Origin of the sequence: Erythrobacter colymbi (assembly GCF_002155685.1) — a bacterium.
In the GTDB taxonomy this organism is placed as follows: Bacteria; Pseudomonadota; Alphaproteobacteria; order Sphingomonadales; family Sphingomonadaceae; genus Erythrobacter; species Erythrobacter colymbi.
Map to the genome: position 1 here is coordinate 583247 of NZ_MUYK01000002.1, position 22866 is coordinate 606112.

Annotated in this window: 27 protein-coding genes and 1 tRNA gene; 10 read left to right on the plus strand and 18 right to left on the minus strand. The window is 66.7% G+C overall.

Features of this window, described 5'->3' with window-relative positions; translation table 11 throughout:
* Nucleotides 1-23: 23 nt before the first annotated feature.
* Nucleotides 24-503 carry a peroxiredoxin gene (locus BZF57_RS06095; protein WP_086735700.1) on the plus strand — a complete coding sequence of 160 codons (480 nt, stop codon included), beginning with the start codon at nucleotides 24-26 and terminating at the stop codon, nucleotides 501-503.
* A 93-nt stretch (nucleotides 504-596) separates the two neighbouring features.
* Nucleotides 597-1004, plus strand: coding sequence for a hypothetical protein (locus BZF57_RS06100; protein ID WP_086735702.1), 408 nt, complete (start codon nucleotides 597-599; stop codon nucleotides 1002-1004).
* Here the strand turns inward: BZF57_RS06100 and BZF57_RS06105 are convergent.
* The 4 genes from BZF57_RS06105 to folE all read right to left on the minus strand — a co-directional run bounded on the left by BZF57_RS06105 (nucleotide 997) and on the right by folE (nucleotide 3539).
* Entirely contained in the window at nucleotides 997-1698 is a 702-nt protein-coding gene (locus BZF57_RS06105; protein ID WP_240505865.1) for a cytochrome b/b6 domain-containing protein, read from the minus strand. The two genes, BZF57_RS06100 and BZF57_RS06105, sit on opposite strands and share 8 nt — an antisense overlap.
* Nucleotides 1699-2187, minus strand: a complete 489-nt coding sequence (locus BZF57_RS06110; protein WP_162290955.1) for a c-type cytochrome — start codon at nucleotides 2185-2187, stop codon at nucleotides 1699-1701. It lies immediately after the preceding gene.
* Nucleotides 2188-2326: 139 nt separating this feature from the next.
* Nucleotides 2327-2773, minus strand: a complete 447-nt coding sequence (locus BZF57_RS06115; RefSeq protein WP_086735706.1) for a hypothetical protein — start codon at nucleotides 2771-2773, stop codon at nucleotides 2327-2329.
* Nucleotides 2774-2912: 139 nt separating this feature from the next.
* Nucleotides 2913-3539 (minus strand): GTP cyclohydrolase I FolE, encoded by a 627-nt coding sequence (gene folE / locus BZF57_RS06120; RefSeq protein ID WP_086735708.1) that lies wholly within the window; start codon nucleotides 3537-3539, stop codon nucleotides 2913-2915.
* Between the two features lie 189 nt (nucleotides 3540-3728).
* On the opposite strand from folE, the gene BZF57_RS06125 reads away from it, so the two are divergent.
* Nucleotides 3729-4130, plus strand: coding sequence for a metallopeptidase family protein (locus tag BZF57_RS06125; protein WP_240505866.1), 402 nt, complete (start codon nucleotides 3729-3731; stop codon nucleotides 4128-4130).
* A 178-nt stretch (nucleotides 4131-4308) separates the two neighbouring features.
* Here the strand turns inward: BZF57_RS06125 and BZF57_RS06130 are convergent.
* Both BZF57_RS06130 and BZF57_RS06135 read right to left on the minus strand, forming a co-directional pair.
* Nucleotides 4309-4385: transfer RNA gene (locus BZF57_RS06130), tRNA-Arg, on the minus strand.
* 55 nt (nucleotides 4386-4440) lie between these two features.
* The gene (locus BZF57_RS06135) at nucleotides 4441-4857 is read right to left on the minus strand and encodes a (deoxy)nucleoside triphosphate pyrophosphohydrolase (protein ID WP_240505867.1); all 417 of its coding nucleotides are present in this window, start codon (nucleotides 4855-4857) and stop codon (nucleotides 4441-4443) included.
* A 114-nt stretch (nucleotides 4858-4971) separates the two neighbouring features.
* On the opposite strand from BZF57_RS06135, the gene BZF57_RS06140 reads away from it, so the two are divergent.
* The 3 genes from BZF57_RS06140 (at nucleotide 4972) to BZF57_RS06150 (ending at nucleotide 5837) form a co-directional block, all read left to right on the plus strand.
* Nucleotides 4972-5139: a Flp family type IVb pilin gene (locus BZF57_RS06140; protein ID WP_240505868.1), complete on the plus strand. Its 168-nt coding sequence runs from the start codon at nucleotides 4972-4974 to the stop codon at nucleotides 5137-5139.
* A gap of 116 nt (nucleotides 5140-5255) precedes the next feature.
* Entirely contained in the window at nucleotides 5256-5432 is a 177-nt protein-coding gene (locus tag BZF57_RS06145; RefSeq protein ID WP_086735714.1) for a Flp family type IVb pilin, read from the plus strand.
* 228 nt (nucleotides 5433-5660) lie between these two features.
* Complete coding sequence (locus BZF57_RS06150; RefSeq protein ID WP_086735716.1) at nucleotides 5661-5837, plus strand: Flp family type IVb pilin; 177 nt, start codon at nucleotides 5661-5663, stop codon at nucleotides 5835-5837.
* A gap of 95 nt (nucleotides 5838-5932) precedes the next feature.
* Here BZF57_RS06150 and BZF57_RS06155 read toward each other — a convergent pair whose 3' ends face one another.
* The 5 genes from BZF57_RS06155 to BZF57_RS06175 form a co-directional block, all read right to left on the minus strand.
* On the minus strand, nucleotides 5933-7405 hold the full coding sequence (locus tag BZF57_RS06155) for a M48 family metalloprotease (protein ID WP_086735718.1): 1473 nt from the start codon (nucleotides 7403-7405) through the stop codon (nucleotides 5933-5935).
* Between the two features lie 103 nt (nucleotides 7406-7508).
* Nucleotides 7509-8453 carry an acetyl-CoA carboxylase carboxyltransferase subunit alpha gene (locus BZF57_RS06160; protein WP_086735720.1) on the minus strand — a complete coding sequence of 315 codons (945 nt, stop codon included), beginning with the start codon at nucleotides 8451-8453 and terminating at the stop codon, nucleotides 7509-7511.
* A gap of 9 nt (nucleotides 8454-8462) precedes the next feature.
* Nucleotides 8463-9353, minus strand: coding sequence for a tyrosine recombinase (locus BZF57_RS06165; protein ID WP_086735722.1), 891 nt, complete (start codon nucleotides 9351-9353; stop codon nucleotides 8463-8465).
* Nucleotides 9353-11269 carry a hypothetical protein gene (locus BZF57_RS06170; protein WP_086735724.1) on the minus strand — a complete coding sequence of 639 codons (1917 nt, stop codon included), beginning with the start codon at nucleotides 11267-11269 and terminating at the stop codon, nucleotides 9353-9355. Before BZF57_RS06170 ends, BZF57_RS06165 begins: the two co-directional genes overlap by 1 nt.
* Nucleotides 11266-11460 (minus strand): hypothetical protein, encoded by a 195-nt coding sequence (locus tag BZF57_RS06175; RefSeq protein WP_086735726.1) that lies wholly within the window; start codon nucleotides 11458-11460, stop codon nucleotides 11266-11268. The genes BZF57_RS06170 and BZF57_RS06175 overlap by 4 nt, the downstream gene beginning before the upstream one ends.
* Nucleotides 11461-11498: 38 nt before the next feature.
* Between BZF57_RS06175 and BZF57_RS06180 the strand changes: the two genes are divergently transcribed.
* The 4 genes from BZF57_RS06180 to BZF57_RS06195 are packed head-to-tail and all read left to right on the plus strand — an operon-like array spanning nucleotide 11499 to nucleotide 14417.
* Nucleotides 11499-12068 (plus strand): shikimate kinase, encoded by a 570-nt coding sequence (locus BZF57_RS06180; RefSeq protein WP_086735728.1) that lies wholly within the window; start codon nucleotides 11499-11501, stop codon nucleotides 12066-12068.
* Entirely contained in the window at nucleotides 12059-13177 is a 1119-nt protein-coding gene (aroB, locus tag BZF57_RS06185; RefSeq protein WP_086735731.1) for a 3-dehydroquinate synthase, read from the plus strand. The genes BZF57_RS06180 and aroB overlap by 10 nt, the downstream gene beginning before the upstream one ends.
* Entirely contained in the window at nucleotides 13174-13944 is a 771-nt protein-coding gene (locus tag BZF57_RS06190; protein WP_086735732.1) for a cyclase family protein, read from the plus strand. The genes aroB and BZF57_RS06190 overlap by 4 nt, the downstream gene beginning before the upstream one ends.
* Nucleotides 13945-13946: 2 nt before the next feature.
* The gene (locus BZF57_RS06195) at nucleotides 13947-14417 is read left to right on the plus strand and encodes a GNAT family N-acetyltransferase (protein ID WP_086735734.1); all 471 of its coding nucleotides are present in this window, start codon (nucleotides 13947-13949) and stop codon (nucleotides 14415-14417) included.
* 10 nt (nucleotides 14418-14427) lie between these two features.
* Here the strand turns inward: BZF57_RS06195 and BZF57_RS06200 are convergent, their stop codons facing one another.
* The 7 genes from BZF57_RS06200 to scpA form a co-directional block, all read right to left on the minus strand.
* Nucleotides 14428-14709 (minus strand): hypothetical protein, encoded by a 282-nt coding sequence (locus tag BZF57_RS06200; RefSeq protein ID WP_086735736.1) that lies wholly within the window; start codon nucleotides 14707-14709, stop codon nucleotides 14428-14430.
* 485 nt (nucleotides 14710-15194) lie between these two features.
* Nucleotides 15195-17249, minus strand: coding sequence for an acetyl-CoA carboxylase biotin carboxylase subunit (locus tag BZF57_RS06205; RefSeq protein WP_086735738.1), 2055 nt, complete (start codon nucleotides 17247-17249; stop codon nucleotides 15195-15197).
* Nucleotides 17250-17338: 89 nt separating this feature from the next.
* Nucleotides 17339-17992: a CPBP family glutamic-type intramembrane protease gene (locus BZF57_RS06210; protein ID WP_086735740.1), complete on the minus strand. Its 654-nt coding sequence runs from the start codon at nucleotides 17990-17992 to the stop codon at nucleotides 17339-17341.
* 76 nt (nucleotides 17993-18068) lie between these two features.
* Nucleotides 18069-18911 carry an alpha/beta hydrolase gene (locus BZF57_RS06215; protein WP_086735742.1) on the minus strand — a complete coding sequence of 281 codons (843 nt, stop codon included), beginning with the start codon at nucleotides 18909-18911 and terminating at the stop codon, nucleotides 18069-18071.
* A gap of 107 nt (nucleotides 18912-19018) precedes the next feature.
* On the minus strand, nucleotides 19019-20053 hold the full coding sequence (bioB, locus tag BZF57_RS06220; RefSeq protein ID WP_086735743.1) for a biotin synthase BioB: 1035 nt from the start codon (nucleotides 20051-20053) through the stop codon (nucleotides 19019-19021).
* Nucleotides 20040-20540: a lysozyme inhibitor LprI family protein gene (locus tag BZF57_RS06225; protein WP_086735745.1), complete on the minus strand. Its 501-nt coding sequence runs from the start codon at nucleotides 20538-20540 to the stop codon at nucleotides 20040-20042. Before BZF57_RS06225 ends, bioB begins: the two co-directional genes overlap by 14 nt.
* Before the next feature lie 128 nt (nucleotides 20541-20668).
* On the minus strand, nucleotides 20669-22822 hold the full coding sequence (gene scpA / locus BZF57_RS06230; protein WP_086735747.1) for a methylmalonyl-CoA mutase: 2154 nt from the start codon (nucleotides 22820-22822) through the stop codon (nucleotides 20669-20671).
* Between the last annotated feature and the right edge of the window lie 44 nt (nucleotides 22823-22866).

Sequence of the window (22866 nt, forward strand, 5' to 3'; positions counted from 1 at the left end):
CCCCAAGAGAGGATGCATCCACAATGACGATCTCCGTTGGCGACAAGATCCCCGAAGTCACCCTGGTCAAGGCCACCCCGGAAGGCCCGCAGGCGGTCAAGTCCTCCGAATATTTCGCCGGCAAGCGCGTCGCGCTGTTCTCGGTTCCCGGTGCCTTCACCCCGACCTGCTCGGCCAAGCACCTGCCGGGCTTCGTCGAGAAGGCCGAGGACCTCAAGGCCAAGGGCGTCGACGAGATCGTCGGGACCGCGGTCAACGATGCCTTCGTGATGGGCGCTTGGAACAAGGCGCAGGGTTCGGACGCGATCACCATGCTCGCCGACGGCAATGCCGATTTCGTCAAGGCGGTCGGCCTGACGATGGACGGCTCGGGCTTCGGCATGGGCACCCGCGGCCAGCGCTTCTCGATGGTGATCAACGACGGCGTGGTCGAGCAGCTCAACGTCGAGGAACCGGGCGACTTCCGCGTCTCGAGCGCGGAGCATATGCTCGGTCAGCTCTAGGCGTTGAGCCAAGCCCTCCCCGTCCCGAAAGGATGGGGAGGCAGCGGCGCCGGAAGGCGCTGACAAAGGGGCTGATGCAGGAGGCAAAGGGCCATGATGCAGTTCCTTGTTCTTCCCCTCGCCCTGACCGCCGCCGAACCGGCGGCACAGGCCGATCCCTATCCCGCCATACCCCTGCCGGACACCGACGAGATCGCCGCCTATGCAGCGGATAACTGGTGGGACTGGGGTGCGAGAGTGGCGCGCTTTGCCGGTCGCACCGGCGAGTCTGCAAGTCTGGTACGGATCGCAAGCGCCACTTGCGCCTATCATTCAGATCACTGGCCCGAGTGCGACATCGTGGTGATTGCAAAATTCGGCGACGGCGCGACCGTGACGCAGACCCTGCAAGCCACCTTCGAGCGCGACGACGCGGGCCGGCTGGAGGAGGTGATCATCATGGTTCACCCTAGATACAGTGCCCTCCCGACCGATCCCGTCGAGGTGCCGCCCGTCAACTGATCGGCGGCGCGCCATAGGCGACCCAAAGCGCCAGCCCGGCTGCGAGGCCGCAGGCGAGCACCCCCCTCACCCAAGGCGTCGGCCCGATCCCGGTGACGCCTTCCGCCGGCGGGATCGCCCCGCCCACCATCGGGCTCAGGAGATCATCGCCCTTGGCCGCATAGAAGCAGATCGCGGCGAGATGCAGCCCGATCAGCCCGGCGATGGCCCAGAACAGCGTCTCGTGCAGTTCGGTGATCGTGTCGGCGAGGCGCGCGCCGACCAGTCCGTTCAAGGGACCGGTCGCGCCGTCAAAGGGATCGCCCGCAAACAGGCCAAGGCTGACCTGCGCCAGCATGGCAAGCAGCAGAACAAGCGTGCTCCACCCGCCGAGCGGGGAATGACCGACAGCCGGCCCTGCGCTCCGGTCGCCACGCAGATAGGCCAGCACCGCCTTCGGTCCCTTCACGAATTGCGCAAAGCGCGCAGTCTCAGGGCCGAAGAAACCCCACAAGAGGCGGAACACCAGCAGTCCAAGCAGCACGAGCCCGAGGCGCTTGTGCAGCGCGTATTTGTGGTTCTCCGCCGTCCACCACAAGGCCGGGATCAGCAGCGGAAAGCTCCAGTGGGTGAGCCGCAGCAGCGGGTCCCATACGCTGACGTCGGGCGGTGTCGCGCGATAGCGTGCCGCCAGCGGCGGCTGAGTGTCACTCACCTATTTCTTCTCGTCATCGAACCGGAACTGGTCGTGGCAGCCCTTGCACGCGCCGCCCATCGCCATCGCCTGTGCGCCGACCGCTTCCTTGTCGCCCCCGCCCGCAAGGGTCGCCAGCTTCGCGCTCTCGTCGGCGAGCTTGGCGGCTGCGGCCTTGAATTCCTCGGGCTTCTTCCAGATCGCGGGCAGCGCCTCGGTATCGTAGTCGTCCTCGGTGCTGGTGAGCGCGGGGAAATGATTCGGAATCTGCTGCGCGCGCGCGTTGATGTCGTTCGCCTTGGCCGCGATCAGCGCGAAATCGGGAGCATCGCTCTCGAGCTCGCCGCGCACGGCCTTGAACGCTCCGCCGATCGCCTTGAAGTTGGCCTGCCGCTCCTTGATGATCGGCGGCGGCTCCTTGGTAGGCGCGCTGTCACCGCCGGAACAGGCGGCAAGCCCGCAGACTAGCATCGCGGAAAGCAGAAGGCGGGGGGCTGGCAGGCGCGACATCGGCATTCTCCTCGTAAGGGCCCTTCAAGGCTGATCCCGGCAGCGAGGCTAAGCCGCTTTGTCGCTGACAGCAAACGCGAAAACGGGGCGCCCTCAGCTGGGAGAGACGCCCCGCCATCGGTTTCAGCCTGATCGAAGATCAGCCGCGGTTGCCTGCCGCCGAGCTGTCGGCCTCGGCGAGCAGCGCCGCGCGGTCCTGCTCGACCATGGCGAGCATCGCGCCGCGGAAGCTCTCACGCCGCGCCTCGACCAGCTTGTCGATCGCCTTGGTCTGGGTCTCGCACCAGCCCGGACGCGAGCCGCTGGCTACGTCCTCGCTGGTGAGCGTGCGGCGCGAGCTCACCGTCTCGCCCAGCTTGGCCGTCCGTTCGACGGTAAGGCTGGCGGTCCATTCGCAGCGCAGCGTGCTCGGACGCCCCGCAACGCCAACCGTGCCGGTCTGGCGGGTCTCGACCGTGACGGCTCCGGTGTAATCGGCCGCAATCGGGCCGGAGACATGGTCGATCACCACTTCATGCTCGAGCGCGAACGCAGGCGAGGCAATGCACCCGGCCAGCACCGCCCCTATGAGGGCACGTTTCATCATGATGGTCTCTCCTGCTTGGTCGCGGCCTTTTTGGCCGTCGATGATGCAAGATATCATCGCATGGAGCCGCCTCCAAGCAGGGGAGATTGCGTTTTTCTCAAGCGCAGGTGTGCGCGCTCAATCTGCCGTTTGCTGCAGGTCAGTAGCCCATCAGGCTCATGACTTCCTTGCGGCTGCTGTCATTGTCGAGGAAGCAGCCGAGGATGCGGCTGGTGATCATGCCCACCCCCGGGGTCTTGACCCCGCGCCCGGTCATACAGCCATGCTGCGCCTCGATCACGACCGCAACGCCGTGCGGATCGAGATGGTCCCAGATGCACTGGGCAACCTCAGCGGTAAGGCGCTCCTGGATCTGGAGGCGGCGCGCATAGCCGTGCAGCACGCGCGCGAGCTTGGAGATGCCGACCACCTTGTTGCGCGGCAGATAGGCGATCGCCGCCTTGCCGATGATCGGGGCCATGTGGTGTTCGCAGTGCGACTGGAAGGGAATGTCCTTCAGCAGCACGATCTCGTCATAGCCGCCGACCTCGCTGAACTGGCGGGTCAGGTGGATCGAGGGATCCTCGCGGTAGCCTTCGCAATACTCGAGCCACGCGCGTCCGACCCGCTTGGGGGTATCGAGCAGCCCTTCGCGCGCCGGATCATCGCCCGCCCATTCGATCAGCGTGCGGATCGCGGCTTGCACGTTCTCGGGCACCTCGGGCTTGCCGAGCGGGTTTTCCGGATCGAACTCGTCGTCATGATCGTGGGCGGAGATGTAATTCATGGGTGTCGTGTCTTTCTCGTTCATCGGCTCTTGCGGAGCCCCCTCGCCTGTCGATCCCGAGTGACGTCAACCATCCACCATCGCAGGCGTTCCTCGAAAGATACGCCAATTGCGCCGGATGGATGCCGTCCCCACCTATGCAGATGTAATAGGGATTTCCCGCAATTCACCCCCTTGCCGGGCGAAAGGATGAAAATCGCCATGCACGAGCCGAGTGCTGCCGAATTCGAAGCTGCCGCCGCCGCGGTGCTGGCGAAGCTGCCCGAAGTGTTCCGCCGCGAACTGGCGGGCGTCGTGCTGCGGGTGGAGGAATTCGCGACCGACGAACAGCTCGATTCGCTCGGGATCGAGGATCCGTGGGAACTGACGGGACTCTATGAAGGTGTCGCGCTGACGGAAAGGTCGCAGTGGGACAGCGAGGGGCTGCCCCCTGTCATCACGCTTTTCCGCCAGCCCCTGCTGGCCGAGATGGAGGAAACCGGCGTGACCTTCGGAGCACTGGTGCGGCACGTGGTGATCCACGAGGCCGGGCACCACTTCGGCCTGTCGGATGACGACATGCACGCGCTCGAGGACAGCGTCGAGGATTGAGACCGGGCGCGGGGTCCGTTGAGCCTCGGGCCGGACGAAAGGGTAGAGCCTGACGCGCGGCAGCCGAAAGGATTGCGCCGCCGCTGGGCGGCTTCATCGCTCCGATTCCGAACGGGCCCGAACCTTCCTGGGTAGAACCAACAAGGCCCGCCGCCACTGGTGTGGCGACGGGCCTTGTTGGCGCACCCGAAAGGATTCGAACCTCTGACCCCCAGATTCGTAGTCTGGTGCTCTATCCAGCTGAGCTACGGGTGCGCGCTGTGGGGGGGCCTTTAGGGGGGTCGTTCAGGCTTGGCAAGGGGGGTTGGCCCTAAATCTCGATATTTGCGAAGAGCCGTGCGGCGAGTTCGACATCGAGCGGAGGCTTCGGGAGCGTCAGCGCCTCGGCCGGCGTGAACCATCCGATCGCGCCGCCTTCCAGCGCCTGCGGCGCGCCCTCCCAGGAAGCGAGCGTGTAAAGCAGGATGACAAGCGGCCGCGCGTTGGAATTGCTGTCACTTTCGGCAAATCCGCAAGGCACAAGGTCAGTCGCCTCGCAGCTGATGCCGAGCTCCTCGCCAAGCTCGCGCATCAGCGAATCTCTCGGCATTTCAGAAGGTTCAACTTTGCCGCCGGGGAACTCCCACAGTCCTGCGTGGTGCTTGCCCTCGGGACGGCGATGCATCAGCCAGCGCCCGTCATCGCGATGCAGCGCCGCGGCCACCACCGACATCCATGTTGTCGTCATGTCGGTTTTCTTTCCATCCCTGATGCCGATCTCAACCTTTTCTTAACCCGCAGGGGTGATTCTGTGCCTGTCAGTTCGCAGGGATTAGGGGGTTCCCCGATGTTGTCGACATTCATGAAGAAGCTCGTCGGCGACCAGTCGGGAGCGACCGCTATCGAATACGGACTGATCCTCGCCCTCATCGCGCTTGTGATGTCGGTTGCCCTTCAGGATGTGGCGGGCACCACCATCCAGATGTGGAATCGGGTCGAGAGTGAAAGCGTTGCAGCAATGACGAATTGACGAAGTAAAAAACTTTTACATCGTTAGGGACTTATCAATAGTTAGCAACGTAACAAACAGACAGCCCGCCGTGACTAGGGGGGCACGGGTACCGAAGACCAACCAGGAGACCAGACATGACCTTTTTCAAGAACCTCGTCCGTGACGAACAGGGCGCCACCGCCATCGAATACGGCCTGATCGCCGCTCTGATCGCCGTTGCCGCGATCACCGCCATGACCTCGCTGGGCGGCACCCTCTCGGGCACCTTCCAGAACGTCAACAACAAGATGGCTCCGGGCGCCGGCGCGTAAGCCTCGCCGCGAAAGCGAAAAGAAGACGGCGGGGAGCAATCCCCGCCGTTTTTCTTTGTCCGCCGCCCGCGGCGATGGCGCGGCAGGAGTAATATCTGCAAAAATTCGCAGACGACGAGACTTTTCGTCCCGCTTTAGGAAATTATCAACCTGTGCCGGTTTAGCACAAGGATAGTCCACCGCGACCGGGGGGCATCGGGTCCACAATACCCATTCAGGAGACTAGACATGACCTTCTTCAAGAACCTCGTCCGCGACGAACAGGGCGCCACCGCCATCGAATACGGCCTGATCGCCGCTCTGATCGCCGTCGCCGCCATCACCGCCATGACCTCGCTGGGCGGCACCCTCTCGGGTACCTTCCAGAACGTCAACGACAAGATGGCTCCGGGCGCCGGCGCGTAATCCGCGGCACCTCAGCCAAAAAAAGCGAACGGCGGGGAGCGATCCCCGCCGTTTTCTTTTGTGCTTCGAAGCGCCGGAGACGCCCGGCGAGAGGTTCAGCGCGCGCGCACCACAAGCTTGACCTTCTGGCCCGGCGTCACCGTATCGCCGCTGCCGAGCGCGTTGAGCACCCGGAAGCGATCTTCCTGCGCCGTGTCATAGGCCATCCGCCGTGCGAGGCTCGCCACGGTATCGCCGCGCGCCACGGTCACCACCTGCAGCTTGCGCGGAACCACCGCATTGGCCTCGGTCTGGGTGATTCGCCGCATCGACTGGAACATCGGATTGAAAGTCGCCGCGCGGCCTGCCGGGGCCATCACGATGAAGTGGTAGGCCCGGTCACGCGCGAACTCATAGGCGAAGACCACCAGATCGACCTGCGTGTTGCCGTTGTTGACCCGCGCCGTGCCATAGACCGCCGGCAGCCCGTTCACCGTCGTCCGCTCGATCGTCTGCGGCGCGAGCGTGCTGTTCTGCCCGCCGAGTGCCGTGAACTGCTGCCGGACATAGGTCTCGAGATTGCCGCCATAGGCCGCGCTCGTCATCTGCGCCTGGCCGCCCTGCCCCTGGATCGACACTGCCTTGGTGCCGTTGACCATGTAGAAGCCCTGAGGCGCGGCGAATGTCAGCATCAGTTCGGGATGGATGAAGTTGCTGCCCTCGATCAGGCCCTGCGCCGGATCGTCACCATAGCGCAGCCCGTCGATCCGGGTGAGGAAGGTGTCGCGATTGGTCAGGCCGCCTGTCGCGGTGCCGGCCTTGGCAAGCGCGCTCTGGACGCGGCTTGCCGGATCGGGGTGGGTCGAGGCCCATTCGGGCACGCTCGCGTTCTGCCCCGAAAGGCGCGCGTCGAGGCTGTTCTGCGCGGCAAGGCTTGCCAGCACCGTTCCCATCGCGCGGCGGTCATAACCGGCCTTGCCGAGATACTGGATGCCCAGATCATCGGCCTGAAGCTCCTGCTTGCGCGAGAACTTGAGCGTCAGCAGCTGCGAGCCCTGCAGGAACCCGCGCGAGAGCGTCTGCCCCAGCCCCGAATCGCCCAGCAGCAGCCCGGAGAGAATCGCGAGGCCCCCGCCGATGATCGTGTTCTTGGTCGCCGCCTTCTGGCGCCGCTGCGAATGGCGCGCGGCGACATGGCCGACCTCGTGGCCGAGCACGGCGGCGAGCTCCGCCTCGTTGTTCATCAGCGAGACCAGCTGGCGGGTGGTGTAGATATAGCCGCCGGGAATGGCGAAAGCGTTGTTCACCGGTGAGTTGAGCAGGCTGACGGTAAAACTCTCGCGCGCGTTGCCGAGGCCCGATTGCACCGCGATGTTCTTGCCGACCTGTTCGACATAGGTCGCCTGCGAGCCGCTCATCGCGCCGCCAAATTCGGCGAGCAGCTGCGGGTGCGCCTGCGCACCCTGCTGGGCTTCGGCAGGGGTGATCGGAGTCGATGCCGTGGGAATCGCGGCCCCGGCCGTCATGCATCCGGCGAGCGTCAGAGATGCCGCGCCGAACATCAGCGCCTTGCGAGAAAATCGTGCCATATTCAGTCCCTTTCCGCCTGTCCCGGTCCGCGTTTCGCGGCTTGCCGGCCAAGCTTCATGCATCAGGGACGTGGCAAACGGAACCTTAACTTGGGATGGCCGCTCAACCGCCGATGGCGAGGAAGCGGGCTTCGCGCGCGGCGACCAGTTGGTCGGCGCTCTTGCCGGCCATCGCGTCGAGCTCTTCGCCCAGCGCTGCGCCGAGCATCTTCGCGGCCCCTGCCGGATCGCGGTGCGCGCCGCCAACGGGTTCCTTCACGATGCGGTCGATCACGTTGATGCGCTTCAGATCCTGCGCCGTCACCTTCATCGCCTGCGCCGCCTCGGGCGCCTTTTCCGAGGTGCGCCACAGGATCGAGGCACAGCCTTCGGGGCTGATCACCGAATAGACCGCGTGCTCCATCATCAGCACCCTGTTGGCCGAGGCGAGCGCGACCGCGCCGCCCGAACCGCCCTCGCCCACGATCGCGGCGACCATCGGCACGCCGATGGCGAGACAGGCCTCGGTCGCGCGGGCGATGGCTTCGGCCTGGCCGCGCTCCTCCGCCTCGATCCCCGGAAAGGCGCCCGAGGTATCGACCAGCGTCACCACCGGCAGGCCGAATCGGCTCGCCAGCTCCATCAGGCGGATCGCCTTGCGATAGCCCTCGGGCTTGCCCATTCCGAAATTGTGGGCGATGCGCGTCTTGGTGTCGTGGCCCTTCTCGTGCCCGATCAGCATGACCCGGCGGCCGTTCAGGCGCGCAAAGCCGCCCATGATCGCAAGGTCATCGGCATAGAGCCGGTCACCGCCCAGCGGCATGAAATCGGTAAAGGCGTGCGCCACATAATCGCGGAAATGCGGCCTTTGCGGGTGCCGCGCGACCTGCGTCTTCTGCCAGGGCGAAAGCGAGGCATAGGTGCTGGCAAGCAGCTCGGCGCTCTTGCTCTCGAGCCGGCCGATCTCGCTCGCGACATCGACGTCATGCAGCGCGTTGACACTGCGCAGCTGGGCGATGCGCTCTTCCAGCGCGGCGACGGGCTTCTCGAAATCGAGGTAGGAAATCATTGCGCGGGGCTAGTCGGATGTTGCCCGTGTTGCAAGCGGGTGACGGGAATTGACGAGGGCAACCAGCCTTGCGGCATCGACATGGGTGTAGATCTGGGTGGTCGAAATGTCCGCATGGCCGAGCAGGGTCTGAAGCACGCGCAGATCCGCGCCGCCTTCGAGCAGGTGCGTGGCAAAAGCGTGGCGCAGTACGTGAGGGCTGATCGCGGCAGGATCGAGCCCCGCTCGCGCCGCCAGTTCCTTGAGCAGCTGGAACAAGCGCACGCGGCTGAGGAAGGGCTCTTTCCCGCGCGAGGGGAAAAGGTAGCGCGAAGCAGGTTCCTGCGGACGCACAGCGAGCCAGCGGCCCAGCGCTTCCAAGGCGCGGGTGCCGACGGGGACGAGGCGGCTTGCCCCGCCCTTCCCCGTCACGGTGATGAACGGCGCATCGCGCGGCACGGCGGAGAGCGGCAGGCTGACCAGCTCGCTAGCGCGCAGGCCCGATCCGTAAAGCAGCTCGATCAGCGCCAGCAGACGCACCGCCGCAGGGTCTTCGCCCGATGCCTCCTCCTCGGCGCGGGCGAACAGCTTAGCGATCTGGTCGTGCCCCATGACCTTGGGGAGCGGGCGGCGGGTGCGCGGGGCAGGCAGCGCGCCGGAAGGATCGTCGCCCCGCCAGCCCTCGTCGATGGCAAAGCCGAAGAACTGCCGCAGGGCCGACGCTTTCCGCGCCACGCTGGCGGGAGCAAGGCTCGACCACTCGCCCGCAAGGCTGCCGACGGCATCGCGGTCGGCCGCGGCAAGATCGCCTATGGCTTCCTCGGCCTGAGCAAGGTCGCGGCGGTAGGCTGCAAGGGTATTGGCAGCCGCCCCGCGTTCCGCCGCGAGCATCGCGAGGAACGCCTCGGTCGCGGCGGACATTACCCGCGCGCCACCGCCTCGGCGGCGATCATGCGGGCCTCGGCGACCATCCCCACGCGGGTCAGCGCCGATGTGATGTGATAGAGATGCAGCGGCGTCATCTGCTTCCAGCTCGATCCCTGCATCCCCAGCCCGGCCAGGAACACCACCAGCGCCGGATTGCCCACCTCGGCCGCGCGCGAGATCGCGGCGGTCCAGCGGGTCTGGCGCGCGAGATCGAAATCGAGATCGCCCGCGAGCGAGGACGCATCGCCCTGATCGAGCCGTCCGATCCCGGCGAGGCCGGCGACGAGGAAGGCCGACTTGCGGCTGCCCTCGCTGTTGTCGTCGCCCATGAAGCTCTCGACTGCGCCTTGCGAGACCGCATTGCCGCTGCCCGCCGACAGCGTGATCAGCGCCCAGCCCAGCGAGCCTTCCTCGACGAGGTTCGACCAGCGCCCGGCATTGCGGTCGAGGCCTGCGGCCAGCATCGCTGCAATCAGATCGCCCGCGGCATCGGCATGGGCCTCGCTCGCCGGAATGCGCGCGGCGGCATAGGCGGTCAGGACCCGCGCGCCGTAGCCGTCCCCGCCGCCGAGCTTCGCGCCATCCGCCCACAGGCGCTGCATGGCGGCGATGCGGGCAGCAGGGTCGGTCGCGAGATAGGCTTCGCGCAGGGCTGCGGCATGGGTCTGGGGATCACCCTTGGCGGCCGGATCGGCATAGACCTCGGCATAGAGATCGACCATCGCATCGGCCGAGAGGATCCCCTCGCGCGCCGCACGGCCCGAGAAGGGCGCGCGGGCCGCCGCGGGCAGCATCGGCAGCAGCGCGGCGGAGCGGGCGTAATAGGCCCCGCCGCGGTCCTTCATCGCGGCATCGAGCAGACCATCGGGCAGCGGCTCGCCGAGCGCGCTCGCAAGGCCGAAGCGCCAGTGGTTGAGATCGGTGACCCCGTTCCACTCGACATTGACGCCGCGTTGCCCGCGCCCCGCCGCGCCGGCAAAGCGCCGCGCCAGCAGCACGTCGACCCGCGGCGCCACCCCGCGGAACAGCGCGCGGTCAAGCTGGGTCGCGGCCAGTGCGCTTTCGCCCGCATAGGCGTTGCAGATCGCCTGCCACATCTGCCACTCGCCATCCTCGCGCTGCGAGCCCTGGAGGCGCACGGCGGGACAGGCCCCGGTGATGTCGCCGCTCGCGAGATAGGCGTTCAGCGCCTCCTGCGTCAGCGCAGGCGACCAGTTGGCGGTGTCGATATCCTGCACCACCGCGCGGGCGATGGCGAATTCGCCCATGCGGTTGAGCACGCCCACGCGCAGGGCGGCGAATTCGATCGGGTCCATGCCCAGCGGCGCAGCGAGGCGGCTCGCCAATGCGCGGCGCATGAGGATGTGGCCCCAGCGCGAGACCATCGGGCCATTGGTGCCCGCCAGCACCGCGCGAACCAGCTTGTCCGACTGGTTGGCGAGCGCCATCGGCGGCAGCCCGCCCTCGTCCACCGCCAGCACGCCGACACGGGTCAGCGCCCGCTGCGCGCCGGGGGGAATGTCGCTCTTGGGCTTGAGGCCGAGCAGCGCGTCGAGCTCTTCGGTCGACATGTTCTCGAGCTTCTCGAGGCTCGGCAACCGCGCGAGATCGTCACGGGTGATCGGGGGGAGCTGCGGCAGGGCCGAGGGATCGACTGGTGCGCCGGGCACAGGCGCCGCTCCTGGCGGCGGCAAGGGCGCACCGGGGGCCGATGCTACAGGCGGGCGCTGTCCGGGCGCGGGGTTCTGGCGCGGGGTTGGCGCGGGGGCGGGATCGTCGAAGCCCGGCGGCAGCAGCGATTCGGGCTTGCCCTGCGCGGCGACGAAGCCGCTCAGCCCCGCCCCGCCCAGCGCGCCGACAAGGCCGATGGCGATGACGCTCGCCCCGAAGCCGAACCGCTTGCCGCTCATTGCGCCTGCTCCGGCAGGGCGACGTCCTGTGCGATCGGATGCAGCGCCTCCTCGCCCCCGTCGAACCACGCGAGCGCCAGCAGCACCGCCGCCACCGCACCCGCCACCCACGGCCAGCGCGGCCTCAGGCGCGGCGCGGGCGCCTGTTCGAGGCCGGTGGGGGAGAGACGCTGACGCCGCGAGTTTGCCATATTGCGCGTGCCCTAGCCCATCTATAGGCCTTGCGGCAATGTCCGCCGCGTGCCCCTCCCCTCCTGATCGCGATCTTGCCGCCATCGCCGCGCGCATCACCCGTCCGGTGGTGCTGGTGGGGCTGATGGGGGTCGGCAAGTCGACCGTGGGCCGGAAGCTCGCGCACCTGATCGGCCGCGATTTCGTCGATGCCGACGAGGCCATCGTCGAGGCCGCCCAGCGCTCGATCCCCGAGATCTTCGAAACCTTCGGCGAGGCCCATTTCCGCGATGGCGAGCGCCGCGTGATCGCCCGCCTGATCGACGAGGGCCACGGCGTGATCGCCACCGGCGGCGGGGCTTTCGTCGATCCGCAGACCCGCGCCGCGGTGCTGGAAAAGGGCATCGCGGTGTGGATCGATTGCGATATCGACACGCTGGTCGAGCGCACCTCGCGCCGCGCCAACCGCCCGCTTCTGAAGCAGGGCGACCCGCGCGAGATCCTCACCCGGCTGGCGCGGGAGCGCGCACCCTTCTACGGCGAGGCGCATATCCGCGTCGTCAGCGAGAACGGCCCCCACGCCGACACCGCCCGCGCGATCATCGAGGCGATTGACCAATGGCTGTAATTCCCGTCGCGCTGGCCGGGCGCGCCTATGAGGTGGTGATCGAGGAGGGGCTGCTCGCCCGCCTCGCCGAAGCCGCCGCGCCTTTTCAGAAGGGCTATGGCGCGGGCCGCCCCGTGCCCTTCGTCGCCGATACCAACACTCACCGCCTGTTTGCCTCCGGGATCGACGCGCATCTCGCCGCGCACGGGCTTGCCGCCGAGTGGTTCGTCGTCGCGCCGGGAGAGGACGCCAAGTCCTGGGCCGTGCTCGAACAGCTGTGCGACTGGCTGCTGGCGCTCGGCGTCACCCGCAAGGACCATGTCTTCGCGCTCGGCGGGGGCGTGGTGGGCGATCTTGTCGGCTTTGCCTGCTCGGTGGTGAAGCGCGGCTGCGGCTTCGTGCAGCTGCCGACGACCCTGCTGGCGCAGGTCGATTCCTCGGTCGGCGGGAAGACCGCGATCAACACCCGCGCGGGCAAGAACCTGATCGGCGCGTTCCATCAGCCTTCGCTGGTCCTGATCGATCCGCTGGTGCTCGCGACCCTGCCGGACCGCGAGATGCGCGCCGGCTTTGCCGAGGTGCTGAAATACGGGCTGCTCGGCGATGCCGCCTTCTTCGCGTGGCTCGAAGCCAACGGAAACAAGGTCTTGGCGCGCGAACCTGCCGCGCTCGAACATGCCATTGCCACCAGCATCGCGATGAAGGCGCGGATCGTCGCCGCAGACGAGCGCGAGACGGAAGACCTGCGCGCGCTGCTCAATCTCGGGCACACCTTCGGCCATGCGCTGGAGGCCGAGACCGGCTTTTCCGACCGCCTGCTGCATGGCGAGGCGGTGGCGCTGGGCATGGTGCTGGCGGCGAAATACTCCGCCCGCCGGGGGGAGATTTCTGCTGCGGATGCCGCGCGGGCCGAGGGCGCGATTGGCGCGGCGGGGCTGCCCGCCTCGCTCCCCTCCCTGGCGCTCACCTGCGACGGGGCCGCGCTGGTCGATCACATGAGGCACGACAAGAAGGCCGAAGGGCGCACTCTGCCCTTCCTGCTGCTGCGGCAGCTGGGCGAGGCATACGTGGCCCGCGACGTCGATCTGGCTGATATCGCGGCATTTCTTGACGGAGAACTGGCTGGATGACCCGCTTCATCGACCTCTCGATCCCGATCACCAATGATGTGATCTCCGATCCCGAGGTGATGCGGCCCAAGGTCACCTACATGACCCACGAAAACACGTGGGAGCAGATCGCGATGTTCTTCCCCGGCCTTAGCCAAGAGGACCTGCCCGATGGCGAAGGCTGGGCGGTGGAATTCGTCGAGTTATCAACGCATAACGGCACCCACATGGACGCGCCGTGGCACTTCCATTCGACCACCGACAGCGGCGCCTCCCCCGCCCCCAGCATCGACGAGGCCCCGCTCGACCGCTTCTTCCGGCCCGGCGTGAAACTCGATTTCAGCCACCTCCCTCACGGCCATGTCGTCAGCGCGGCCGAGGTACAGGCGGAACTCGCACGCATCGGTTACACGCTGCAACCGCTTGATATCGTTCTGGTTCAATCGGGCGCGATCTACGGGACCGAGGGCTTCACCGATCAGGGCGTCGGCCTCGGCGCGGAGGCGACCTTGTGGCTGACGGAACAGGGGATCGAGGTGGTCGGCACCGACGCCTGGAGCTGGGACGCGCCCTTCAGCCACACCGCGCGGCGCTGGGCCGAGACCCGCGATCCGGCGATCATCTGGGAGGGTCACAAGGCCGGGCGCATCCGGCCCTACTACCAGATTGAAAAGCTTGCCAATCTCGCAAGCCTGCCGCCCTTCGGCTTCACCGTCAGCTGCTTCCCGGTCAAGATCGAGCGCGCCAGCGCAGGGTGGATCCGCGCGGTGGCGATGGTGGAGGAATGACCATGCCCGCCTCGCCCCGGATCGCCATTGCCGATCTTGAACACAGGCAAATTAAAGAGCTTATTTCATTCCACCAGCAAGCCATGCTGGAAGGCTCGCCCCCCGGACTGAGCTTCGCGCTCGACCTCAGCGGGCTTCGGGCCGAGGGGGTGACGGTCTGGGCGGCCTATGTCGGCGAGCGGGTCGCAGCGATCGGCGCGCTCAAGCGGCTTGACGAAAATTCCGGCGAAATCAAATCGATGCGCACGCATCCGGATTTCCTGCGACAGGGCATTGCCGCCGCCCTGCTTGAAACCATCATCACTCACGCCCGCGCGCTGGGCCTCGCCACACTCAGCCTCGAGACCGGTAGCGGCCCCGCCTTCGAGCCCGCGCTGGCGCTCTACCGCCGCCGGGGCTTCGCCAACGGCCCCGCCTTTGCCGACTACGTGCTGACCGACTTCAACCAGTGCCTGCATCTGGCACTGGACTAGTCCGCCAGCCTCAATGCGCCGGACGGCTCGGCAGCTTGGCGATATTGTCGCGCGCCTCCGTGCCGCGCGCCGCCTTCATCGCCGCTTCCTCTTCGAGCATGGCATCATGCTCGGCGAACAGCCGCTCGATCTCGGCGCGCCGTTCGAGCAGCATATAGGCAATCCCCGGCGCAAGGCTCTCACCCTCGCCGATCTGCCCCAGCAATGCCGCCAGATCGCTCACCGTCGCATCGCGCGCCGTCTTGAAGAAGTGGCCCTTCCGGTCAAAAAACCCGGTACCCGTATGTGCCATGATCAAATCCTCCCACTGAGATTCAATCCCTCGCGCGGGAAATACCGCGACTCGGCAAGGACAGAGTTTCTCACGAAGGGGGTTGTAGGACAGAGCGCGCTGCAATTTTCCGTCTGAAATCACTAATCTGACGCAAAACTACAACAGATTTTGGAACGATCTTGCCGAACGGCGCAGTTTTGCTTCGGTCAGACGCGAAAACCGGCGTCGGCCTTGGGGGCGCCTACTGCGCCGATGTAGGCATATTCGGTGCTTTACACAGGCATCTGGACCGCGCCGAAAGCGGTCAAGAGGGGGTCTTGACGAGGCTAAGGGGGGTCTGGCGGGGTCTGGAAGCCATCTGGGACGCACCAGAATCTCGCTCACCCGCCCGCGCGGCAATGCCGTGTCGGAATTGCCGAGGCCAATTCCGACATCGCGCCAGCCCGGCCCCGCCCCGATCCAACATCGCGCCGCTGCGCCCGGTTGGACGCAGCTTCACCCGATCACTCCAGTTCGAGGATCACCGCGTCCACCGCTAGGCTCTCGCCCTCGGCGGCGTTGATCTTGGCGATCACGCCCTCCTTTTCGGCGCGCAGGATGTTCTCCATCTTCATCGCCTCGACGGTGGCGAGCGGCTGGCCGGGCTGCACGGTCTCGCCCTCGGCCACGTGGAGCTTCACCAGCATCCCGGGCATCGGGCAGATCAAGAGGCGCGAGAGATCGGGCGGCACCTTCTCGAGCATCAGCGATTCGTGCCGCGCCAGACGCTTCGGGATCACCAGCGCGGTGTGCGCCGCGCCGCGCGTGGTCACCTTCCACTGGTTGCCGATGCGCTCGACGATCAGGCCGAAGCGCTGCTCGGCCCCGCCGGCGACCGCGGCCGTCGCCTCGGCCTGCACCATGCCCGGCAGCCAGTTGCAGGTGCCGTCGACCCGCACGCCATCGACCAGCGCGTGGCCTTCGCCCAGCTGCACGTGGAACCGCTCGTCACCCAGCTTCACCAGCCATTCGCTAGTGACAGGCTGGGGCGTATCGAGCTGGCCGGTGATCCGGCGCGCGCGGCTTTGCAGTGTGAACTCGTTGCCTGCGCAAACGGCGGCAAGGATGCGGCGGAAATCCTCGGTGCTGGCAGCGCCGTGGAAGCCCTCGGGATATTCCTCGGCGATGAAGCCCGTGGTCAGTTCGCCCGAACGGAAGCGCGGGTGCTGCATGATCGCGCTGAGGAAATCGACATTGTGGCCGAGCCCCTTGATGCGGAACTTGTCGAGCGCCTCGATCTGCAAATCCGCCGCCTCGTCGCGCGTGGGCGCCCAGGTGATCAGCTTGGCGATCATCGGGTCGTAGAAGCGCGAAACCTCGCCGCCCTCGTAGACGCCGTCATCGACGCGCACCGAGCCGGTGCCCTTGGCGACCCCGCGCCGGGGCTTGCCCGCCACGGTCTCGTCCTCGACCCAGCCCGCGGCCGGCGGCTGATAGTGCACCAGCCGCCCGGTGGAGGGCAGGAAGCCGCGATAGGGGTCTTCGGCATAGACGCGGTTTTCGATCGCCCAGCCGTCGATCCCGATATCGTCCTGCGTCAGGCTGAGCTTCTCGCCCGCCGCCACGCGGATCATCTGCTCGACCAGGTCGATGCCGGTGATCGCTTCGGTGACGGGGTGTTCGACCTGAAGCCGGGTGTTCATTTCGAGGAAGAAGAAGCTCTCCCCCGTCGGGTCCGCGCCGCTGACGATCAGCTCGACCGTGCCCGCAGAGTAGTATCCCACCGCGCGCGCCAGAGCGACGCACTGCTCGCCCATCGCCTTCCTCATCTTGGGCGTGACGAAGGGCGACGGCGCTTCCTCGACCACCTTCTGGTGGCGGCGCTGGATCGAGCATTCGCGCTCGTTCAAGTAGAGGATGTTGCCGTGCTGGTCGCCGAGGATCTGGATCTCGATGTGGCGCGGGTTCAGGATGAACTTCTCGATGAAGACGCGGTCATCGCCGAAGCTGTTGAGCCCCTCGCGCTTCACGCTTTCAAAGCCCTCGCGCACATCGGCCTCGTTATAGGCAAGGCGCATCCCCTTGCCCCCGCCGCCAGCCGAGGCCTTCATCATCACCGGATAGCCGATCTCGTTGGAGATGCGCACTGCGTGCTCGGTATCCTCGATCTCGCCGACAAAGCCGGGGACGACATTGACGCCCGCTTCCTTGGCGAGCTTTTTGGATTCGATCTTGTCCCCCATCGCGGCAATCGCGCCCACCGGCGGGCCGATGAAGGCAATGCCTTCCTTCGCCAGCGCCTCGGCAAAGGAGGTGCGCTCGGAGAGGAACCCGTATCCGGGGTGTACGGCTTCCGCCCCGGTCTGCTTGCAGGCGGCGATGATCTTGTCGGCGATCAGATAGGATTCGGCTGCAGGCGACGGCCCGATATGCACCGCCTCGTCGGCCATCGCCACAAAGGGCGCGCGGGCGTCTGCATCGGAATAGACCGCAACGGTCTTGATCCCCATCTTCCGCGCGGTGGTGATAACCCGGCAGGCGATCTCGCCGCGGTTGGCAATCAGGATTTTCGCAAACAAGGTGTGGGCCTCTCTCCAGGGGGCATTTCTTGGCTACGGCTATGCCGAGGGATTGCGCGGCAAGCAAGCTAGCGGATTTGGTGCGGGCCTCAGGCGCGCGCGGGCGTGCCGCGGCGCGCCATCGCCTTGCCCGCGAGCAACATCGGCGCGTCGACGATCAGATGCGCGACAATCGCCGACCACAGCCCTCCGAGCAGGAAGGCGGCGGTCATCAACCCTCCTGCCACCGCGACGAAGATCAGATGCACCGCGCCCCAGGACGACTTGTGCAGCACCACGAACACCGCCAGCGGCACCGCCGCGGCGAGCGCGTGGGGCCAGCCCGCCGCGATCAGCGCTCCGATGCCGACGGCGCGGAAGATCACCTCTTCGATGATCCCGGCGGTCGCCAGCAGGAACAGGCGCTGCGGCAAGGGCGCGGCCGCGATGGTCGCGAGCGCCTCGGCATTGTGCGCGGCCCCGCCCAGCTTGCGGGCAGCGAGGATGTAGAGCGGCATGGTCGCGATGCCGAGGACGCCGAACAGCACCCCCAGCCCCGCTTGCCTCCAGCCGAAGGTGGTAAGGCCGATCCGCGCCGTGTCGAAACCAGGTTGCTCCAGCGCCAGCCAGAACCCGGCGGCAGCGACCAGCCACAGCCCCGCGGCAGCCCGCACTCGCGCAGCCAGGCCCTCGCCGAACACGCCCCGCGCCTTCAAGGCTACCACCAGCGCCGCCCCGCCCAGTGCCACGAATGCTGCGATCATCCCGAAGCTCTCCTATTTGCAGAGGGTTATGGGATCACGGGCGTGCCTTGTCGAGCGGCGATGGCCCCCGCCGCAGCTATCCCTCTCCGCCCCGCTTCTCGCACCTGAGCACCATGCCGTATTCCTCCAGCCAATCGGCCTTGGTGGGGAGCAGATATTGCAGCGCCTCGGGAAAGAGGCCGTGGAGCGCGGTGGCGTGGTGGAGCTCGGTGCGGCGGTCGGAGAAGCAATAGGGCTGGCTGGCGGGGAGCGCGGCGAGGAGGCGCATCATGCCGCTCTCGGTCGCGCCGCCCTCGTCGGCGAGGCTGATGTAGAGCGGGGGGCGCGGGCCCGCATCCAAGGGCTTGCGGCTCAACGCCTCGAAATCCCATTGCAGGCTCGGGCTGATCGCGGCGTAGCCGGTGAAGAGGCCGGGCGATGTCGCCCACGTCTCGACCACGAAGTGCCCCGCGGCGCTCTCGCCCACAAGGAATGCGCGGCCATCGGTGCGGTAGCGGGCTTCGATCAGCGGCTTGACCGTGTCTGCGAGCCACTCGCGGAAAAGCGCGCTCTCGCCCGCGGTGGGATAGCGTTCCCGCTCCTTGGCATCGCCGGTGGGCGGGAGCAGTTCGCGCTGGCGGTCCCTCGTCTCGATCCCCACAAGTATCGCATCCGCGCTCCGCCCCCACAGCGCGCCCCAGCGCATCAAGCCAGTGCCCATCATCAGGTCTTGGCGCAGCGCTCCGTCGAGCTGGTAGATCACCGGCCAGCGCTTGGCGGGGTCTTTGTCATAGTCGGGCGGCAGGACGACATTGACCTCGCGGCTCTGGCCGAGCGCTTCGAGCGTCACGGTCTGGCCGATGACGAGCGGCTGGGGTTCGGCAGCGGGCGCAGAAGCAGCCGCGGCGAGCGCGGCGGCTGCGAATATTGTGAACGGCATCAGCTATAAACCCCTTCGTGCTGAGCCTGTCGAAGCACTGTCTTTCTTCCTTCCGGCACCAGACTGAGAGAAAGACGGCCCTTCGACAAGCTCAGGGCGAACGGAAATTATGCCTCCACCGCGCTCTTGAACGCACGCGCGGGCTCCTCGCCCTTCAGCGCGGTGAGGCCGAGCTTGGCGAACAGCGCGCCGTCCTTGTCGTCGCCGGCGTTGGGGGCGGTGAGCAGCTTGTCGCCGGTGAAGATCGAATTCGCGCCCGCAAGGAAGCACAGCGCCTGCGTCGCCTCGCTCATCGATTCGCGCCCCGCCGAGAGCCGCACCATCGAGCGCGGCATGGTGATGCGGGCGACCGCGACGGTGCGGACGAACTCGATATCGTCGATCTTGGCGAGCGGCGTGTCGGCGAGCATGTTGCCCAGCACCGTGCCCTTGACCGGCACCAGCGCATTGACCGGCACGCTCTCGGGGTGCTGCGGCAGGGTGGCGAGGGTGTGGACGAAGCCCACCCGGTCCTCGCGCGTCTCGCCCATGCCGACGATCCCGCCGGAGCACACGTTGATCCCCGCCTTGCGGACGTGATCGAGGGTATCGAGCCGGCACTGGAAATCGCGGGTGGAGATGACGCGCTCGTAATATTCGGGCGAGCTGTCGATATTGTGGTTGTAGTAATCGAGCCCCGCCTCGGCGAGCATTGCGGCCTGATGCGGCTCGAGCATCCCCAGCGTCATGCAGGTTTCAAGGCCCATGGCGCGGACGCCCTTCACGATCTCCACGATCGCGGGCATGTCGCGGTCCTTGGGATTGCGCCACGCCGCGCCCATGCAGAAGCGCTGCGAGCCCGCATCCTTCGCCTGCGCCGCGCGCTGGAGCACGGCCTGGACGTCCATCAGCTTGGTGGCCTCGACGCCGCTGTCAGCCTTCACCGACTGCGAGCAATAGCCGCAATCCTCCGTGCACCCGCCGGTCTTGATCGAGAGCAGCGTGCACAGCTGGACTTCGGTCGCGGGGTGATATTCGCGGTGGACGCTGGCGGCCTGGAACAGCAGCTCGGTGAACGGGAGGTCGAAAAGGGCTGCGATTTCAGTGCGGGTCCAGTCGGTGCGGGGCGTGTGAGTCAAAAGCTTCTTCCTACCTGTTTCCATCAATCAGCGCCTCGGCGCCGCGCAATTCGGCTAGCCGCAGGCGCGCGAGACGCAAGAGGCATTTCTGTCTGAGCGTATCCGTTCCGCTTCCGCCACGCGCGGCGGTGGCTTCGAGTTCGCACTGTCCATCCACATAACGCAACCAATTCTCTTGCGACATGACGAGATGGCGCGCGAGCTGCGTCTTATCGTCAGCCGTCAAGGATTCCGGCTGATAATGGCTGTATTCCTCATCTGCCGCCTCGACCAGTTTTCGGGCCTTGGCCAGCTCGGTGTCGACCTCTGCCCGCACCGCAACCGCCAGCTGCGTGAAGCACTCCCGGTAGGAGACATTGTCGGGTGTGTCGGCGCAGTCTTCTGATTCTCCATACGGAGTGGTCGTTGCAGCGCGGACAGCGGTTTCAAGGCTGACCGGCTCGCGTTCTTCACGCGCACAACTTGCAAACAACAGGCTGGCAGTGATCAGCAGCAGGTAGCCATCACGCATTACTGGCTCCCTTTCGTGATTGCGACGAGCCGCAGGCGACGCGGCAATCCAGCGACTGCCGTTCGCTCTTGGTGCACCGTTCGAAGCTGGATTGCTTCGCTGCGCTCGCAATGACGAGGGATTAGACCTTACTCCGCCGCCTCGTCCAGCCCCTCACCCAGCGGCGGCATGTTGTGGCCCAGCAGCACGAGGATATCCGCCGCGCACTCCACCACATTGCTGCCCGGGCCGTAGATCCCCTGCACCCCTGCCTCGCGCAGGAAGTCGTAATCCTGCGGGGGGATGACGCCGCCGGCGGTGACCTTGATGTCGCCGCGACCGGCTTCGCGCAGGAGGCGGATCAGTTCGGGGATCAGGGTCTTGTGGCCCGCGGCGAGGCTGGAGGCGCCGACCACGTCGACATCGTGCGCCAGCGCCATTTTGGCGCTTTCCTCAGGGGTCTGGAACAGCGGGCCGGAGATCACCTCGAAGCCCATGTCGCCGAAGGCGCTGGCGATCACGTTGGCGCCGCGGTCGTGGCCGTCTTGCCCCATCTTGGCGATCATGATGCGGGGCTTGCGGCCCAGGCGGCGGCCCACGGCCTCGACGCCGTCGGTTACCTGCGCCCAGCGGCGGTCGAATTCGTAGGCGCTCTTGTAGACGCCCGTGACCGGTGCGGGGGTGGCGTCGTGGCGGCCGAAGACCTCTTCCATCGCCGAGGAGATTTCCCCGAGGGTCGCATCGTGCCGCGCGGCTTCCACGGCGAGCGCGAGCAGGTTCGCGCCCGACGAGCAGCCCTCGGTCAGCGCCGCCAGCGCCGCGCGGCAGGCCGCTTCGTTACGGCCCTCACGCACCTTGGCGAGGCGGGCGATTTGCCCTGCGCGCACTTTCTGGTTGTCGACCTCCAGCGTCTCGAGCGCGTCCTCGCTCTCCTTGCGATACTTGTTGACGCCGACGATCACCGTCTCGCCCTTGTCGACCTTGGTCTGCTTCTCCGCCGCCGCCCGCTCGATCGCGGCCTTGGGCGCGCCGGTGGCGACGAAGGCGGTCATGCCGCCTGCGGCATCGACTTCCTCGATCAGCGCCCAGGCATCGTCCACGAGGGTCTTGGTCAGCGCCTCGATGTAATGCGAGCCGCCGAGCGGATCGACGACCGCGGTGATGCCGCTTTCCTCCTGCAGCACCAGCTGGGTGTTGCGGGCGATCCGCGCCGAGAAATCGGTGGGGAGCGCGATCGCCTCGTCGAGCGCGTTGGTGTGGAGCGACTGCGTGCCGCCGAGCACCGCCGCCATCGCTTCCACCGTGGTGCGGATAACGTTGTTGTAGGGGTCCTGCTCCTGCAAGCTCACGCCCGAGGTCTGGCAGTGGGTGCGCAGCATCTTGGAGCGTTCGTCCTTCGCGCCCAGCCCGTCCATCACCCGCCACCACAAGGTGCGCGCGGCGCGCAGCTTGGCGATCTCCATGAAGAAGTTCATGCCGATGCCGAAGAAGAAGCTGAGGCGGCCCGCGAAAGCGTCGATATCCAGCCCCGCTGCCATCGCGCGGGTGGCGTATTCCTTGCCGTCGGCGATGGTGAATGCGAGTTCCTGCACCGCCGTCGCCCCGGCCTCGTGCATGTGGTAGCCGCTGATCGAAATCGAGTTGAATTTCGGCATGTTGGCCGAGGTATAGGCGATGATGTCCGAGATGATCCGCATCGAAGGCTCGGGCGGGTAGATATAGGTGTTGCGGACCATGAACTCCTTCAAAATGTCGTTCTGGATGGTCCCGTCGAGCTTTTCCTGCGACACGCCCTGACGTTCGGCGGCGACGATAAAGAAGGCGAGCACCGGGATCACCGCGCCGTTCATCGTCATCGAGACGCTCATGGAATCCAAGGGGATCTGGTCGAACAGGATCTCCATGTCCGCGACCGTGTCGATCGCCACCCCCGCCTTGCCGACATCGCCGACGACGCGCGGGTGATCGCTGTCATAGCCGCGGTGGGTGGCAAGGTCGAAGGCGACCGACAGGCCCTTCTGCCCCATCGCGAGGTTGCGGCGGTAGAAGGCGTTCGATTCCTCCGCGGTGGAGAAGCCCGCATATTGCCGGATCGTCCAGGGGCGGCCGGCATACATGCTCGCCTTCACCCCGCGCGTGAAGGGCGCAAAGCCGGGCAGGCCCGGGTCGAAGCCCGCGTGATCTTCCGCCGTATAGAGCGGCTTGATCGCGAAACCTTCGGGCGTGTGCCAGGTGAGGTCGCGGCCTTTCACTTCCTTGGCGGCGAGGGCGTTCCAGTCGGAGAGGGTGGGTTTTTGGGTCATATCTATGCCTAGATTGTCACCCCCGCGAAGGCGGGGTCCAGCTT

Coding starts and splice junctions, on each gene's coding strand:
- BZF57_RS06095 (WP_086735700.1), top strand. CDS start 24: ATGACGATCTCCGTTGGCGACAAGATCCCCGAAGTCACCCTGGTCAAG.
- BZF57_RS06100 (WP_086735702.1), top strand. CDS start 597: ATGATGCAGTTCCTTGTTCTTCCCCTCGCCCTGACCGCCGCCGAACCG.
- BZF57_RS06110 (WP_162290955.1), bottom strand. CDS start 2,187: ATGTCGCGCCTGCCAGCCCCCCGCCTTCTGCTTTCCGCGATGCTAGTC.
- BZF57_RS06115 (WP_086735706.1), bottom strand. CDS start 2,773: ATGATGAAACGTGCCCTCATAGGGGCGGTGCTGGCCGGGTGCATTGCC.
- folE (WP_086735708.1), bottom strand. CDS start 3,539: ATGAATTACATCTCCGCCCACGATCATGACGACGAGTTCGATCCGGAA.
- BZF57_RS06125 (WP_240505866.1), top strand. CDS start 3,729: ATGAAAATCGCCATGCACGAGCCGAGTGCTGCCGAATTCGAAGCTGCC.
- BZF57_RS06135 (WP_240505867.1), bottom strand. CDS start 4,857: ATGACGACAACATGGATGTCGGTGGTGGCCGCGGCGCTGCATCGCGAT.
- BZF57_RS06140 (WP_240505868.1), top strand. CDS start 4,972: ATGAAGAAGCTCGTCGGCGACCAGTCGGGAGCGACCGCTATCGAATAC.
- BZF57_RS06145 (WP_086735714.1), top strand. CDS start 5,256: ATGACCTTTTTCAAGAACCTCGTCCGTGACGAACAGGGCGCCACCGCC.
- BZF57_RS06150 (WP_086735716.1), top strand. CDS start 5,661: ATGACCTTCTTCAAGAACCTCGTCCGCGACGAACAGGGCGCCACCGCC.
- BZF57_RS06155 (WP_086735718.1), bottom strand. CDS start 7,405: ATGGCACGATTTTCTCGCAAGGCGCTGATGTTCGGCGCGGCATCTCTG.
- BZF57_RS06160 (WP_086735720.1), bottom strand. CDS start 8,453: ATGATTTCCTACCTCGATTTCGAGAAGCCCGTCGCCGCGCTGGAAGAG.
- BZF57_RS06165 (WP_086735722.1), bottom strand. CDS start 9,353: ATGTCCGCCGCGACCGAGGCGTTCCTCGCGATGCTCGCGGCGGAACGC.
- BZF57_RS06170 (WP_086735724.1), bottom strand. CDS start 11,269: ATGAGCGGCAAGCGGTTCGGCTTCGGGGCGAGCGTCATCGCCATCGGC.
- BZF57_RS06175 (WP_086735726.1), bottom strand. CDS start 11,460: ATGGCAAACTCGCGGCGTCAGCGTCTCTCCCCCACCGGCCTCGAACAG.
- BZF57_RS06180 (WP_086735728.1), top strand. CDS start 11,499: ATGTCCGCCGCGTGCCCCTCCCCTCCTGATCGCGATCTTGCCGCCATC.
- aroB (WP_086735731.1), top strand. CDS start 12,059: ATGGCTGTAATTCCCGTCGCGCTGGCCGGGCGCGCCTATGAGGTGGTG.
- BZF57_RS06190 (WP_086735732.1), top strand. CDS start 13,174: ATGACCCGCTTCATCGACCTCTCGATCCCGATCACCAATGATGTGATC.
- BZF57_RS06195 (WP_086735734.1), top strand. CDS start 13,947: ATGCCCGCCTCGCCCCGGATCGCCATTGCCGATCTTGAACACAGGCAA.
- BZF57_RS06200 (WP_086735736.1), bottom strand. CDS start 14,709: ATGGCACATACGGGTACCGGGTTTTTTGACCGGAAGGGCCACTTCTTC.
- BZF57_RS06210 (WP_086735740.1), bottom strand. CDS start 17,992: ATGATCGCAGCATTCGTGGCACTGGGCGGGGCGGCGCTGGTGGTAGCC.
- BZF57_RS06215 (WP_086735742.1), bottom strand. CDS start 18,911: ATGCCGTTCACAATATTCGCAGCCGCCGCGCTCGCCGCGGCTGCTTCT.
- bioB (WP_086735743.1), bottom strand. CDS start 20,053: ATGGAAACAGGTAGGAAGAAGCTTTTGACTCACACGCCCCGCACCGAC.
- BZF57_RS06225 (WP_086735745.1), bottom strand. CDS start 20,540: ATGCGTGATGGCTACCTGCTGCTGATCACTGCCAGCCTGTTGTTTGCA.
- scpA (WP_086735747.1), bottom strand. CDS start 22,822: ATGACCCAAAAACCCACCCTCTCCGACTGGAACGCCCTCGCCGCCAAG.